Origin of the sequence: Brevundimonas mediterranea (assembly GCF_014196125.1) — a bacterium.
GTDB classification, from domain to species: domain Bacteria; phylum Pseudomonadota; class Alphaproteobacteria; order Caulobacterales; family Caulobacteraceae; genus Brevundimonas; species Brevundimonas mediterranea.
Genome location: NZ_JACIDA010000001.1, coordinates 985,332 through 1,000,027, shown reverse-complemented (window position 1 = coordinate 1,000,027; position 14,696 = coordinate 985,332). Strand labels below are relative to the sequence as shown.

Genomic DNA, 14,696 nt, shown 5'->3' with positions numbered 1-14,696 from the left:
TTGCGGGAGAAGGTGGCCCGTAGGGCCGGATGAGGGGTTGCCCCATCTCCAACGGAAAAGGGCCGGTCATGCATTAACCGACCCCTCATCCGACCTCGCTTCGCTCGGCCGCCTTCTCCCGCAAGGGGAGAAGGACGTCAGTCTTCCGCCTTCGCCTTGGCGCTCTTCTTCGCCGGCGCCTTCTTGGCCGCCGGTTTCTTCGCCGCAGCCTTCTTCGGCGCGGCCGCCTTCTTCGCCGGGGCCTTCTTCTTCGGCGCCGCGCCGGCCTTGGCGGCCAACAGGGGCAGGGCGTCTTCCAGGGTCAGGTCTTCGGGCGCGGTTCCCTTGGGCAGGGTGGCGTTGATCTTGCCCGATTTCACATAGGGGCCGAAACGGCCAGCCATGACGTGGATCGGCTCGCCCGTCTCCGGGTGGACGCCCAGGTCCTTCAGCGGGGCCGTGGCGGCGCCGCGACCGGGACGACCGGCGCGCTTCTCGGCCAGCAGGGCGACGGCGCGGTTCAGGCCGACCTCGAACACCTCGTCGATGTCCGAGACGTTCGCATAGGTGCCGGCGTGCAGGACGAAGGGTCCGTAACGACCCAGGCCCGCCGTGATCATCTTGCCGTCCTCGGGGTGGACCCCGACCTCGCGCGGCAGGGCCAGGAGGCGCAGCGCCTGGTCCAGCGTCAGGGAAGCCGGCGACCAGCCCTTGGGCAGGGACGAGCGTTTGGGCTTTTCACCCTCCGGCGGCGTGATTTCGACATAGGGGCCGAAACGACCGATCTTCAGCTGCACCGGCTGGCCGGTCTCGGGATCCATGCCCAGTTCGCGGTCGCCGCTTTCGGCTGATCCGTCTTCAGCCGACGGGCTGGCGACGGGGCGGGTGTATTTGCAGTCGGGATAGCGGGCGCAGCCGATGAAGGCGCCGAACCGGCTGGTCTTCAGGCTGAGCTGGCCCTGATGGCACAGGGGGCATTCGCGCGGGTCCGACCCGTCTTCCTTGGCCGGGAAGATATGGGCGCCCAACGACTCGTTCAGCGCGTCCAGGATGGCCGTGGTGCGTAGTTCGCCGGCGGCCTGGGTCGCGGCGTGGAAGTCCGACCAGAACTCGCGCAGCAGCACCTTCCAGTCCAGCTGACCGGCCGACACCTCGTCCAGACGCGTCTCCAGCGCGGCGGTGAAGTCGTATTCGACCCACTTGGCGAAGAACTGTTCCAGGAAGGCCGTGACCAGCCGTCCCTTGTCCTCGGGATAGAAGCGGTTCTTGTCGACGCGAACGTATTCGCGGTCGCGCAGGGTCGACAGGGTCGAGGCGTAGGTCGACGGACGGCCGATGCCCAGCTCTTCCAGCTTCTTGACCAGGGTGGCTTCCGAATAGCGCGGGGGCGGTTCGGTGAAATGCTGGTCGGTGCGGATGGCGTCGACCTTGGCCTTGGCGCCTTCCTTCAGCGCAGGCAGGCGGCTGGTGTCGTCGCCCTCGTCCTCTTCGGCGCCCTTCTGCTTTTCGTCGCGGCCTTCCTCATAGACGGCCAGGAAGCCGTCGAAGGTCACCACCTGGCCGGTGGCGCGCAGGCCGGTCAGGCCGTCCGGGGTTTCGATCTCCACCGTGGTGCGGTCCATCCGGGCCGCCTCCATCTGCGAGGCGACCATCCGCTTCCAGATCAGTTCGTAGAGCCGCTGAAGATCGGATTCGAGGCGCAGGCTGTCGGGATGGCGAGCGATGTTGGTCGGCCGGATCGCTTCGTGCGCTTCCTGAGCATTCTTGGCCTTGGTCTTGTAATAGCGCGGTTCCTGCGGAACGAAGGCCGGGCCGAATTCCTTGGCGATGACCTCTCGCGCCTGGGCGATGCCCTCGGGCGTGGTCTGGACGCCGTCGGTCCGCATATAGGTGATCAGACCGCCGGTCTCGTCCACGCCCTCATACAGTTTCTGCGCCGCCTGCATGGTGCGCTGGGCGCTGAAGCCCAGCTTGCGCGAGGCTTCCTGTTGCAGGGTGGAGGTGGTGAAGGGCGGGGCCGGATTGCGGCGGACGGGCTTCTTCTCGACCGAGTTGATGGTGAAGTCGCCGGCGTCGATGGCCGCGCGCGCAGCGGCGGCGGTCGCCTCGTCCTTGATGTCCAGACGCTGGACCCGCTTGCCGGCGTGCTTGACCAGGCGGGCGGTGAAGGGCGGGCTGTCGGCGTTCAGGTCGGCCTCGATGGACCAGTATTCCTGCGCCTTGAACTTCTCGATCTCCATCTCGCGATCGACGACGATGCGCAGGGCGACGGATTGAACGCGACCGGCGGAGCGCGCGCCCGGCAGCTTGCGCCACAGGACGGGCGACAGGGTGAAACCGACCAGATAGTCCAGGGCGCGGCGGGCCAGATAGGCGTTCACCAGCTCCATGTCGATCTGGCGCGGCGCGGCCATGGCGTCCAGGACGGCGGACTTGGTGATGGCGTTGAAGGTGACGCGCTCGACGTGCGTATCCTTCAGCACCTTCTTCTTGTTCAGCACCTCGAGCACGTGCCAGCTGATGGCCTCGCCTTCGCGGTCGGGGTCGGTCGCCAGGATGACGCGGTCGGCGCGCTTGGCGGCCTCGGCGATTTCGGACAGGCGTTTGGCGCCCTTGGCGTCGGCCTCCCAGTGCATGGAGAAGTCGTCGTCGGGCAGGACCGAGCCGTCCTTCGACGGCAGGTCGCGGACGTGGCCGTACGACGCCAGAACCTCATAGCCGGAGCCGAGGTATTTATTGATGGTCTTGGCCTTTGCGGGGCTCTCGACGATAACGAGGTTCATGCGTGTTCGGTCTCGGGAAGGGGCGCGAACGTGGTTGGAGCGGAGCCATGTGTCAATGCACCGGCCGCCGGACGCCCGTAAACTAGCCCGTAATCTGGGATTGGGATCAGCCGCTGACTACCACGGATTGAACGCGAGTCAGGAAGAGACTTCACTCTATCGACGCCACTATATCGACGCGAGGCCGCCGGGCAGCAGCTCGGCGCGGCCCGCTAGGCTCAGCTCCAGCAGGGCGGCCGCCACCTGGCCCATGGGGGCGTTCAGGGCGCGGGCGATCTCGTCGCGCGGCGTCGGCGTGGGGGACAGCAGGGCGGCGACCCGGTCCAGGAAGGCATCGTCCACCTCGCCATAGTCCATGGGATTCGACGGCGGCGCGCGCAGGGTGCGTAAGGTGTTGAAGGCGCGCTCGATATCCTCGATCCCCTCGCACAGGATGGCGCCCTGGCGCAGCAGTTCGTTGGGGCCCTTGGCGCGCGGGTCCAGCGGCGAGCCCGGCACGGCGAAGACGTCGCGCCCCTGTTCGGCCGCCAGCCGGGCGGTGATCAGCGAACCGGACTTGATCTCGGCCTCGACCACCACGACGCCGCGCGACAGGCCGGAGATGATGCGGTTGCGCCGGGGGAAGTCTCTCGCCTGGGCGCGGGCGCCGACGGGGCTTTCGGACACGACGCAGCCCTGATCAACCAGGCGGGCGTAGAGGTCCGCATGTTCGGGCGGATAGATGTCGTCTACCCCGCCGCCCAGGACGGCGACGGTGCCGGTCGCCAGGGCGCCTTCGTGGGCTGCGGCGTCGATGCCGCGCGCCATGCCTGAGACGACGACATGGCCGGCCTGCCCCAGTTGCAGCGCCAGGCCGCGCGCGATCCGCTGTCCGCCGGCCGAGGCGATGCGAGCGCCGACGATGGCGACGCAGGGCGCGTTCAGCAGTTCGACCCGACCCCGGGTCCACAGGACCGGCGGCGGCGGATCCAGCGCCGCCAGCATCTCGGGATAGTCGGCGTCGCCCAGCACCAGCAGCCGGGCGCCGATCCGCTCGCCGTCGGCCAATTCGCGTTCGATTCGCGCCATGGGCGGCGGAATGGAGGCCGCGCCGGACTTGCGGACCAGATCGGGCAGGACCTCCAGCACGCGAACAGCCGCGCCGTAGCGGCTCAGCAGCTGGGAAAAGGCGACGGGACCGATGCGGTCGGTGCGGGCGAGCCGCAGCCGGGCGAACCGCTCGTCCGCCGACAGGCTCACGCCTTCTTGGCCCCGATACGCGGTTCCTCGCCCTTCAGCAGCCGGGCGATGTTCTCGTGGTGGCGGACCCAGATCAACACGGCGGCGAAGACGGTCAGGGCGAGGATCGGCATCGCCACCGGCAGGCCGACGGCGGCGAGCGGCAGCAGGGCCAGCAGGGGCGCGGTCGCCGACGAGATCAGGGCCGCCAGCGACGAATAGCGGAAGACGAAGGCGCTGATCAGCCAGACGGCGCCGGCCATCAGGCCCAGCGGCCAGGCGGCGGCCAGCAGCAGACCATAGAAGGTGGCCACGCCCTTGCCGCCCTTGAACTTCAGCCAGACGGGAAACAGATGACCCAGGAAGGCCGCGCCGCCGGCGATGGCGCCCGCGACCTCGCTGTCGAACAGCGCCCGGGCGATCAGCAGGGCGACGGCGCCCTTGCCGGCGTCCAGCAGCAGGGTGGCCAGGGCCAGGTCCTTGCGCCCGGTGCGCAGCACATTGGTCGCGCCGATATTGCCGGAGCCGATATTGCGCACGTCGCCGGCGCCGGCGGCGCGGGTGATCACCACGCCGAACGGAATCGAGCCGAGCAGATAGCCGCCCAGCGCGACCAGCGCCAAGGTCCCGATCGCGGGGCCCACCAGATCCTGCACGTTGATTCTCTCCCCGCGAAATGCTGCGGCAAAATGCGTCGGCAAGCGTTGCGGAGCAAGGGCGATCCGACCTCTTGACCCGATGATTGACGCGGGGTCAGGTCCGCCCGCCCTGCCGGAGAGTCTGATGACCCGAATCCCCACCGCCGCCGCCCTGATTTTGCTGATTTCCACCTCGGCTTGCGTGGGCGCCTCGCCGGCGAGCCCCAGCCCCATGGGCGGACCAGCCCTGGCCGCCTATTTCGACTGTGTCCGCGACGGCGGCGTGGCCATTTCGGCGCACCGGGCGGTCTCGGCTATGGACCAGCCCGAGAACTCCATCGCCGCCATCATGGCGACGGGCCGCGCCATTCCGGGCGCCATCGTCGAACTGGACGCCGTCCTGACGAAGGACGGCCATCTGGTCCTGATGCACGACGAGACGATGGACCGGACCACGACCGGCCAGGGCCGCGTCGCCGACCTGACACTGGCCCAGGTCAAGGCCGCCCGGCTGAACGCCTCGAACGGCGCCCTGACCGACGCCGCGCCCCCGACCCTGGCCGAGGCTCTGGACGCCGCCGGGCGTGTCGGCGCCATCGCCAGTCTGGATCTGAAGCCGGCCGACGGCGGGACCACGGTCGATCTGGCGCGCGCCGTGATCGATCAGGTACGCCGCTCGGGCGCCGCCAACCGGGCGATCCTGATCACCTATAATGACGCCGACGCCCGCGCCGTGGCTGCCCTGGCGCCGGAGATGATGATCTCGGTCGGTCTGGACGGCGTCGAAGATCTGGACGGGCTGAACGCGTCGCAGATCCTGGCCTGGACCGGCACGCGCGAGGAAAGGCCCGCCCTGTGGTCGGCCCTGCGTCAGGCGGGGATCGAGGTCCAGTTCGGCACCTTGGGCGCCGAGGGCCGCCGCCGCGACGACCGCTACGCCGCCGACGGCGACGTCTCCGAATATCGCGACCTGTTCCGCCAGGGCGTGACCGTCATCGCCACCGACACCCCTCTGGCGGTCCAGTCGGTGCTGGGCGCAGAAGTCTCCAAGGCCGCCGCCTGCCGCCGCCCGCGCTGACGCGACGATTTGCGCTCGATCAAGGAGAGGACGAACCGGCTAGGGCAGGAGGAAGATCAGGAGTTCAGCATGCGCGATGATCTGATGTTCGACGTGGCCGTGGTCGGGGCCGGACCCGCAGGCCTGGCCTTCACCCGGTCGCTGGCCGGGGCCGGGCTGACGGTCGCCGTGATCGAGGGCCAGGACGAGGATGCTCTACGCGATCCGGCCTTCGACGGGCGCGAGATCGCCCTGACCCACAACTCCATCCGCCTGCTGAAGAGCCTGGGCGCCTGGGATCGGGTTCCGGCGGAAGATATCTCCGACCTGCGCGAGGCGCGGGTGCTGGACGGCGGCTCGCCCTTCGCCCTGACCTTCGACGCCGGCGGCGCCGACCGACTGGGCGTCCTGATCCCCAACCACCTGATCCGCCGCGCCCTGTTCGAAGTCGTGGAAGGCCAGCCGGGCGTGACCCTGATGGCCGGGCGACGGGTGGCCAGCTGCGCCGTCCAGGGCGCCGCCCCGCGCGGCCGGATCGTGCTGGACGACGGCGCGACGCTCCGGGCCCGGCTGATCGTGGCTGCGGATTCCCGCTTCTCCGGCGTGCGCGACCAACTGGGCGTTGGCGTCGAGATGACCCGGCTGGGCCGGTCGATGATGGTCTGCCGGATGCGCCACGACCAGGCGCACGGCCATGTCGCCACCGAATGGTTCGACCATCGCCAGACCGTCGCCCTGCTGCCGGTCGCGGACCCGCAGGAACGCGTCTCCTCCGTCGTTCTCACCCTGGCCGCCCCCGCCATCGCCGACCTGATGCGCCTGTCGCCCGAGGCCTTTGCGGTCGAGATGGAACGGCGGCTGAAGGGGCGGCTGACCGGGCTGGAACTGATCGACACGCGCCACGCCTATCCGTTGGCCACGACCTGGAGCCGCCGGTTCGCCGGCGAGGGGTTCGCCCTGATCGGCGACGCCGCCGTGGGCATGCACCCGGTCACCGCCCACGGCTTCAACCTGGGTCTGCGCGGACAAGACACGCTGGCCAAGGTGTTGAAGTCGGCGCGCGGCGGGGACATCGGCGCGGAACGCCTGTTGGCCCGCTATGAGCGCGAGCACCGTCTGGCCAGCTGGCCCCTGTACCAGGGCACCAACGCCCTGGTCCGTCTGTTCACCGAGGAAACGCCCCCGGCCCGTCTGGCGCGCGGCGCCGCCCTGCGCGCCGGCCAGGCGACGGCGCCGTTCAAACGGGTGGTGAAGCGGATGCTGACGGCGTGAACTGAGCTTTCGTCATGGTGCGGCGGACGCATCGCCTTCGGCGCCGCTGGGTCCCCCGGTCTGCGCCGCGAAGGGGCGGCTTGCCGGAGGATGACGAAAGCAAGGTCAGAAAACCTTCCGGCCGCCCACCCAGGTCCCGATCACCTTGCCCTGCAGCCGTCGCCCGTCGAACGGCGAGTTCTTCGACTTCGACCGCAACTTGTCCGCATCGACGATCACCGGCGCGCCGGGATCGAACAGGACCAGGTCGGCGGGCGCGCCTTCGGCCAGCACCCCGGCGTCGAGGCCCAGCAGCGAGGCCGGTCCCTGGGTCAGGGGCCGCAGCACGTCCAGCAGGTCCAGCCCGTCCTCGTGGTGCAGGGTCAGGGCGGCGGGCAGCAGGGTCTCCAGGCCGATGGCGCCCGGCGCGGCCTCGGCGAAGGGACGGCGCTTGTCCTCGGCGGGGGCCGGGGCGTGGGCCGAGGTGATGACGTCGATCAGCCCCTCGCGCACCGCCTCGATCAGGGCCTGACGATCCGCTTCGGAGCGCAGCGGCGGGTCCAGCCGGTAGAAGGTGCGATAGTCGCCGATATCCACCTCATTGAAGCACAGGTGGTTGATCGAGACGCTGACCGCGACCTCCAGCCCCTTGGCCCGCGCCCGCGCCAGGGTCTCCAGCGCGCCCTCGGTCGAGATCTGATCCACCAGGAACCGGGCGCCGGTCTGTTCGACCAGGGCCAGGTCGCGCTCCAGCCCGATGCGCTCGGCGATGGCCGGGCTGCCCGACAGGCCCAGACGCGTGGCCAGTTCGCCGGAGGCGGCGACGGCGCCTTCCGTCAGCCAGGGATCGGACGGGCGGCAGGCGATCAGGGCGTTGAAGGCGGCGGCGTAGCTCATCACCCGCTGCAGGGTGCGGCTGTTGACGATGACCTTGTCGCCGTCGGTGAAATACAGGGCGCCGGCCTCGTCCATCAGGCCGATCTCGGCCATCCGCTGGCCATCCAGGGCCTTGGTCGCGGCGCCGGCCGCTCGCACATTGACCAGGTTCAGGGCCGCCCCGCGCCGCTGGATGAAGTCGATCATGGCCGGGTCGTCCACGGCGGGATCGGTGTCGGGCTGGACGACGATGGTGGTCACACCCCCGGCCGCAGCGGCCAGGCTGGCGGACTTCAGCGTCTCCTTGGGCTCGGCCCCCGGTTCGCCGGTCTTGACCCGGATGTCGATCAGGCCGGGCGCTAGGCAGCGGCCGTCGGCGTCGATCACCTGATCGGCGTCGATCTGAGCCGCGCCGTGCACCACGCGCACGATGCGGCCGTTCTCGATCAGGACGCCGCCGGGGCCGTCATAGTCGCTGGCGGGGTCCAGCAGCCGGGCGTTGAGGATGGCGACGGTGGTCATCACTTGTCCCCCCAACGGGCCGACAGGGAGGCCAGCACGGCCATACGGGCGGCGACGCCCATCTCGACCTGATCCTGGATCAGGGAGACGTCCAGGTCGTCGGCCACGTCGGAATCGATCTCGACCCCCCGGTTCATCGGCCCGGGGTGCATGACCCTGGCTCCCGGCTTGGCCCAGGCCAGCTTCTCGCGGTCCAGGCCCCAGAAGCGGAAATATTCGCGGGTCGAGGGCACCAGGGCGCCGGCCATCCGCTCCAGCTGCAGCCGCAGCATCATCACCACGTCGCAGCCGGCCAGCCCCTCGCGCATGTCGTGGAAGACCTCGCAGCCCCAGCGGTCGGCGTCGCCGGGCACCAGGGTCGGAGGGCCGACCAGCCGCACCCGCGCCCCCATCATCTGCAACAGGGCGACGTTCGACCGCGCTACGCGGCTGTGGGTGATGTCGCCGCAGATGGCGACCGTCAGGCTGGTCACGTCGCCGAAGGCGCGGCGCATCGACAGCAGGTCCAGCAGGGCCTGGGTCGGGTGCTCATGCCGGCCGTCCCCGGCGTTGACGACCGCGCAGCCGACCTTCTGGCTCAGCAGCTCCGCCGCGCCCGAGGCCGAGTGGCGGATGACCAGAATGTCCGGCTTCATCGCATTCAGCGTCACCGCCGTATCGATCAGGGTCTCGCCCTTCTTCACCGAGGACGAGCCGACCGGCATGGTCACAACATCGGCGCCTAGTCGCTTGGCGGCGATCTCGAATGAGGAACTGGTGCGGGTCGAGTTCTCGAAGAACAGGTTCACCACCGTGCGCCCGTGCAGCAGGTCTAGGGCCTTGGACGACTGGCGATTGAAGTCGACGAAGGCGTCGCCCAGGTCCAGCAGTTGCGGGGTGACGAAGGGGTTCAGATCCGAGGCGGCCAGGAAATGGGCCTTGGGGAACGGAACCAGCCGTTCGCGAATGGTCTGGTCGGTGACGTCTTGGGGCTGGGTCATCGAGACGCGCCTATAGGCGGGAGTCGCCGCAAACGCCAGACCGGGCTCCGGCCGGGCCCCGGATCAAACGAAGTGGAACAGGGCCAGAAGCACCGGAATCACCACGGCGCTGCCGACGGTGGTCGAGGCGATGATCCCGGCGATCAGGGGCGCATCCCCGCCCATCTGGCGCGCCAGTATGTAGGAGGCGGCCGATCCCGGCGCGGCCCCGCAGATCAGGGCGATCCCCTGGGCCAGACTGTCGCCGCCCAGCGCCCAGGCGATGAACCACATCAGCGGCGGCATGACCCCCAGCTTGACCAGGGTCACGGCGGCGATGGTTCCCTGGCGGCGCTTGACCTCGGAGAACGAAAGCCCCGCCCCGGCGACGATCAGCCCCAGGGGCAGGGCGGCCGCGCCCAGCAGGTCCATCGCGTCCGACAGGCCGGGGATCAGGGGGACCCGCAGCAGGTTCAGCGCCAGACCGATCAGACAGGCCAGCAGGATCGGGTTGGCGATCATCGACTTGGCCAGGCCCAGGGCCGAGGGCTCGCGTTTCAACGACCCCCATTTGGCCAGCACCGCCACACAGGTGATGTTGGTCACTGGAATGATGAAGGCGATGGCGACGGCCGCCATGGCCGTCCCCTCCGAGCCGTAGACCGACTGGATCACCGGCACGAAAACGAAACTGTTCCAGCGGATCACCCCCTGGAACACGCTGGTATAGGCCGGCCCGTCCAGCGGGATCAGCGGCCGTGCCGCGAACGTCGCCGCCGCCACGATCAGCGTCGCCCCCACCGCCGCCGCGCCTGCCACCGTCGCCCCGCCGCCGGCCAGGTCCGCGTGCCAGATCGCGGGGATCAGGAAGCTGGGATAGAAGATGTTGATCGACAGCTTCTCGATCGGCCGCCACGCCTCGTCGGGCAGAAAGCCGGATTTTCGCAGCCCATAGCCCAGGGCGATCATCAGAAAGACCGGCAGGACGCCGGCGATCAGCCCCGTCAAACCCAGGTCGCCTGATCCCGCACCCGATCCAGCGCCCCCTGCAGAATCCAGGCGGCGGCGGTGCGGTCCACGACCTGCGCCCGGCGCTTGCGGTTCAGGTCCAGATCCTCGATCAGGAACCGCTCGACCGCGCTGGTGGACAGCCGCTCGTCCCAGAAGGCGATGTTGACCGGCCGCAGCCGTTCCAGATTTCGGGCGAAGGCGCGGCAGGACTGGGCGCGCGGCCCCTCGGTCCCGTCCATATTGGCGGGCAGGCCGATCACCAGGGCCGAGACCTTACGATGGGCCATCAGCTTGAACAACTGCTCGGCCTCCAGCGTGAACTTGGACTTGCGGATCAGCTCCAGCGGCGAGGCGATCAGGCGCGTGGCGTCCGACACCGCCACTCCAATGGTCTTCTCGCCCAGATCCAGCCCCATCCAAGGCGTGTCGGGTGGGCAGGCGGCGGGCAGGTCGAGGAGGTCGAGGACGGGCACGGGCGGGCGGTAGGCCGCAATCCTGCGGAAGTCAAAGGCGTCACCTTGTGAATCCGAGGTCGGAAGGCTAATCCCGCCGATACATTCCCTATCGACGTGCATTGGAGGGCCGCATGGCCATCGACGCTGCGACGGTGCGCAAGGTTGCGCATCTCGCCCGCATCAAGACCCCCGAGGATCGGCTGGAGCCGCTGGCCCAGGAGCTGAACGGCATCCTGCAGTGGATCGAACAGCTGAACGAGGTCGATGTCGACGGCGTCGAGCCCATGACCTCGAACGTCGCCCAGCCCCTGCGCCTGCGCGAAGACGTGGTCACCGACGGCGGCAAGATCGACGCCGTCCTGTCCAACGCCCCGAAGTCGGCCGACGGCTTCTTCGTCGTGCCCAAGGTGGTCGAATAGTCATGAGCGACCTGACCAAACTGACCCTGAAGGGCGCCGTCGACGGCCTGAAGGCCAAGGACTTTTCCTCGGCCGAAATCACCCAGGCTTTCCTGACCAATATCGAGGCCGCCAATCCGACCCTGAACGCCTATGTCGAGGTGACGGCGGACAAGGCCATGGACATGGCCCGCGCGTCCGACGCCCGCATCGCCTCGGGCGAGGGCGGGGTGCTGGAAGGCGCGCCGCTGGGCATCAAGGACCTGTTCTGCACCGAGGGCGTGCAGACCACGGCCGGCTCCAACATGCTGCGCGGCTTCGTGCCGCCGTATGAATCGACCGTCACCGCCAATCTGTGGCGCGACGGGGCGGTCATGCTGGGCAAGCTGAACATGGACGAGTTCGCCATGGGCTCGTCGAACGAGACCTCGGCCTTCGGTCCGGTCAAGAACCCTTGGAAGTCGACCGGTTCCAACGCCGATCTGACGCCGGGCGGGTCTTCGGGCGGTTCCGCCTCGGCCGTCGCCGCCGACCTGTGCCTGGCCGCCACCGCGTCCGACACCGGCGGCTCGATCCGCCAGCCCGCCGCCTTCACCGGCACGGTCGGGATCAAGCCCACCTACGGCCGCGCCAGCCGGTTCGGCATGGTGGCCTTCGCGTCATCTCTGGATCAGGCGGGACCGATCACCAAGACGGTCGAGGACGCGGCCCTGCTGCTGCAATCCATGTGCTCGTTCGACGCCAAGGATTCGACCAGCCTGGACGTCCCGACGCCCGACTGGACCGCTTCGGTCGGCAAGTCGGTCAAGGGGCTGCGTATCGGCGTGCCGCGTGAATATGTCGTGGACGGCATGCCGACCGAGATCCAGGCCCTGTGGGACCAGGGCGTGGCCTGGCTGAAGGACGCGGGCTGCGAGATCGTCGAGATCAGCCTGCCGCACACCAAATACGCCCTGCCGACCTATTATATCGTGGCGCCGGCCGAGGCCTCGTCGAACCTGGCCCGCTATGACGGGATGCGGTTCGGACACCGGGCGGACCAGTTCAGCTCGCTGGACGACCTCTACGCCACCTCGCGCGCCGAGGGCTTCGGCAAGGAGGTTCAGCGTCGCCTGACCATCGGCGCCTATGTGCTGTCGGCCGGCTTCTACGACGCCTATTACGTCCGCGCTTTGAAAGTCCGTCGCCGCATCGCCGAGGACTTCGACAATGTCTGGGGCCAGGTGGACGCCATCCTGACCCCCTCGACCCCTTCGGCCGCCTTCGCCCTGGGCGACAAGCAGATCGACCCCCTGACCATGTATCTGAACGACGTCTTCACGGTCACGACCAACCTGGCCGGCCTGCCGGGCATCTCGGTCCCCGCCGGCGTCGATTCCGTCGGCCTCCCGCTGGGCCTCCAGGTCATCGGCAAGGCCCTGGACGAGGCGACCGTCTTCCAGGTCGGCGCGGCGCTGGAACGGGCGGCGGGCTTCACGGCCAAGCCGGGCCAGTGGTGGTGAGTTGAAAAAGGGCCGGCGAGATCGCCGGCCCTCCCTTATTGATCAAGCCGCCGGAAGCGCCTTCAGATCCGCGTCGATCGCCGCGATCTTCTCGTCGGTGATGTTGCCTTGGGAGTAGGGCGCGACCTGGCGCAGGGTCATGCCCTTGAACTGGCCATAGGCGGGATGCTTGTCCATGCCGGGCAGGTGCTTCTCCAGCACCGCCTTGGTCGCCGGATCGTTCACCAAGGCCTCGATCGGGCTGTCGATGGTGGGATGCGCAGCGTGGTGCTCGTCATGGGCGTGATCTTCGGTCGGAGCGGGCGCGGTCTGGGCGGAGGCGGCGCCGGCCAGAAGCAGAGAGGCCGCAGCAGCGGCGAACAGGGTCTTGGACATGGGATTCTCCATTGAGGCGACCGAAGTTGAGCGCGATTTCGCGACACCCTCAAGACAGCCTCTTTCTCGCCGCCGCCGACGGCGCTAGGACGACCCCATGACCGACACTGTTCCGAACCCGAAAACCATCAAGGGCCGCACCGGCGATTGGGAAATCGTCATGGGGCTGGAGATCCACGCCCAAGTGGCCTCGAAGGCCAAACTCTTCTCCGGCGCCGCCGTCGGCTTCGGCGCGGGGCCGAACGAACAGGTGTCGCTGGTGGACGCCGGCTTCCCCGGCATGCTGCCGACGCTGAACAAGCACTGCGTCGAACAGGCGGTGAAGACCGGCCTGGGCCTGCGCGCGCAGATCAACAAGCGCAGCCAGTTCGACCGCAAGAACTACTTCTATCCCGACCTGCCGACCGGCTATCAGATCAGCCAGCTCTATTATCCGATCGTCGGCGAAGGCGTGGTCGAGGTGGAGGCCGAGGACGGCAGCTTCTTCAACGTCGGAATCGAGCGGCTGCACCTGGAACAGGATGCGGGCAAGCTGATCCACGACCTGTCGCCGACCGAGAGCTATGTCGACCTGAACCGGGCCGGCACGGCCCTGATGGAGATCGTCTCGCGCCCCGACCTGCGCACGCCGGAAGAGGCGGTGGCCTACGTCAAGAAGATCCGGACCATCCTGATCTACCTGGGCACCTGCGACGGCGACATGGAGAAGGGCAATCTGCGCGCCGACGTGAACGTCTCGGTCTGCCGTGCGGGCAACTACGAGAAGTTCAAGGCCAGCGGCGATTTCAGCTTCCTGGGCACGCGCTGCGAGATCAAGAACGTCAACTCGTTCCGCTTCATCTCCCAGGCGATCCAGTACGAGGCGCGCCGCCAGATCGAGATTCTGGAGGACGGCGGCTCGATCACTCAGGAAACGCGCCTGTACGACCCGACGGCCGGCGAGACGCGCTCAATGCGGTCCAAGGAAGAGGCGCAGGACTATCGCTATTTCCCGGATCCGGACCTCCTGCCGCTGGATCTGGAACAGGCGTGGATCGACGAGATCAAGGCCTCGTTGCCCGAACTGCCGGACGACAAGCGCAAGCGCCTGATAAGCCAATACGGCCTGTCGCAGTACGATGCGGTGGTGCTGATCTCGGAACAGGCCAAGGCGGACTATTTCGAGGCCGCCGCGAAGGGGCGCGACGCCAAGCTGGTGTCCAACTGGGTCACCAACGAGGTCTCGGCGCGCCTCGCCGCCGACGGCAAGGACTTCAGCGAGAACCCGCTGCCGGCCGCCCATGTGGCCCAGCTTGTCGAGCTGATCGAGACGAACGTCATCTCGTCCAAGATCGCCAAGGAGGTCTTCGACCACGTCTGGAACGGCGAGGGTTCTCCGGCCGAGGTGGTCGAGAAGCACGGCCTGAAACAGGTCACCGACACCGGCGCCATCGAGAAGGCGATCGACGACATCATCGCCGCCAACCCGGACAAGGCGGCGGCGGTTGCCGAAAAGCCCCAGGCCCTGGGCTGGTTCGTGGGTCAGGTCATGAAGGCGACGGGCGGCAAGGCCAATCCGGCCGCGGTCAACGACATCCTGAAGGCCAAGCTGGGTCTTTGATTTTTGGGGGCTGCCCCCAAACCCCCGGCTGGTCGCTAACGCTCGCGGCGCGGCCGCTCTCTGCTTGAGCGA

General features: G+C 68.6%; 13 protein-coding genes. 5 read left to right on the top strand and 8 right to left on the bottom strand.

All coding sequences use genetic code 11. The features are described from left to right. Positions 1-137: 137 nt before the first annotated feature. The 3 genes from topA to plsY all read right to left on the bottom strand — a co-directional run bounded on the left by topA (position 138) and on the right by plsY (position 4,636). The gene (gene topA / locus GGR11_RS05105) at positions 138-2,762 is read right to left on the bottom strand and encodes a type I DNA topoisomerase (protein WP_183195678.1); all 2,625 of its coding nucleotides are present in this window, start codon (positions 2,760-2,762) and stop codon (positions 138-140) included. Between the two features lie 168 nt (positions 2,763-2,930). Further along, entirely contained in the window at positions 2,931-4,001 is a 1,071-nt protein-coding gene (gene dprA, locus GGR11_RS05100) for a DNA-processing protein DprA (protein WP_183195677.1), read from the bottom strand. Further along, positions 3,998-4,636 (bottom strand): glycerol-3-phosphate 1-O-acyltransferase PlsY, encoded by a 639-nt coding sequence (plsY, locus tag GGR11_RS05095; protein ID WP_183195676.1) that lies wholly within the window; start codon positions 4,634-4,636, stop codon positions 3,998-4,000. The genes dprA and plsY overlap by 4 nt, the downstream gene beginning before the upstream one ends. A gap of 127 nt (positions 4,637-4,763) precedes the next feature. Here plsY and GGR11_RS05090 point away from each other — a divergent pair, with 127 nt between their 5' ends. Then, a complete protein-coding gene (locus GGR11_RS05090; protein ID WP_183195675.1) occupies positions 4,764-5,696 on the top strand; it encodes a glycerophosphodiester phosphodiesterase family protein in 933 nt (310 codons plus the stop codon). Positions 5,697-5,765: 69 nt separating this feature from the next. Next, positions 5,766-6,947 carry a 5-demethoxyubiquinol-8 5-hydroxylase UbiM gene (gene ubiM, locus GGR11_RS05085; RefSeq protein ID WP_183195674.1) on the top strand — a complete coding sequence of 394 codons (1,182 nt, stop codon included), beginning with the start codon at positions 5,766-5,768 and terminating at the stop codon, positions 6,945-6,947. Between the two features lie 105 nt (positions 6,948-7,052). Here ubiM and pyrC read toward each other — a convergent pair whose 3' ends face one another. From pyrC to ruvX, 4 genes are all read right to left on the bottom strand, one after another. Beyond that, positions 7,053-8,324, bottom strand: coding sequence for a dihydroorotase (gene pyrC / locus GGR11_RS05080; protein WP_183195673.1), 1,272 nt, complete (start codon positions 8,322-8,324; stop codon positions 7,053-7,055). Further along, on the bottom strand, positions 8,324-9,304 hold the full coding sequence (locus GGR11_RS05075) for an aspartate carbamoyltransferase catalytic subunit (RefSeq protein WP_183195672.1): 981 nt from the start codon (positions 9,302-9,304) through the stop codon (positions 8,324-8,326). The genes pyrC and GGR11_RS05075 overlap by 1 nt, the downstream gene beginning before the upstream one ends. Positions 9,305-9,367: 63 nt before the next feature. Beyond that, the gene (locus tag GGR11_RS05070) at positions 9,368-10,291 is read right to left on the bottom strand and encodes an AEC family transporter (RefSeq protein WP_183195671.1); all 924 of its coding nucleotides are present in this window, start codon (positions 10,289-10,291) and stop codon (positions 9,368-9,370) included. Further along, entirely contained in the window at positions 10,288-10,767 is a 480-nt protein-coding gene (gene ruvX, locus GGR11_RS05065; protein ID WP_183195670.1) for a Holliday junction resolvase RuvX, read from the bottom strand. Before ruvX ends, GGR11_RS05070 begins: the two co-directional genes overlap by 4 nt. A 113-nt stretch (positions 10,768-10,880) precedes the next feature. Between ruvX and gatC the strand changes: the two genes are divergently transcribed. Both gatC and gatA read left to right on the top strand, forming a co-directional pair. After that, the gene (gatC, locus tag GGR11_RS05060; protein ID WP_008261275.1) at positions 10,881-11,168 is read left to right on the top strand and encodes an Asp-tRNA(Asn)/Glu-tRNA(Gln) amidotransferase subunit GatC; all 288 of its coding nucleotides are present in this window, start codon (positions 10,881-10,883) and stop codon (positions 11,166-11,168) included. Between the two features lie 2 nt (positions 11,169-11,170). After that, a complete protein-coding gene (gatA, locus tag GGR11_RS05055; RefSeq protein ID WP_183195669.1) occupies positions 11,171-12,649 on the top strand; it encodes an Asp-tRNA(Asn)/Glu-tRNA(Gln) amidotransferase subunit GatA in 1,479 nt (492 codons plus the stop codon). A gap of 42 nt (positions 12,650-12,691) precedes the next feature. Here the strand turns inward: gatA and GGR11_RS05050 are convergent, their stop codons facing one another. Then, on the bottom strand, positions 12,692-13,024 hold the full coding sequence (locus GGR11_RS05050) for a hypothetical protein (protein WP_246331556.1): 333 nt from the start codon (positions 13,022-13,024) through the stop codon (positions 12,692-12,694). A gap of 97 nt (positions 13,025-13,121) precedes the next feature. Here GGR11_RS05050 and gatB point away from each other — a divergent pair, with 97 nt between their 5' ends. Beyond that, positions 13,122-14,624, top strand: coding sequence for an Asp-tRNA(Asn)/Glu-tRNA(Gln) amidotransferase subunit GatB (gene gatB / locus GGR11_RS05045; RefSeq protein WP_183195667.1), 1,503 nt, complete (start codon positions 13,122-13,124; stop codon positions 14,622-14,624). Positions 14,625-14,696 lie beyond the last annotated feature (72 nt).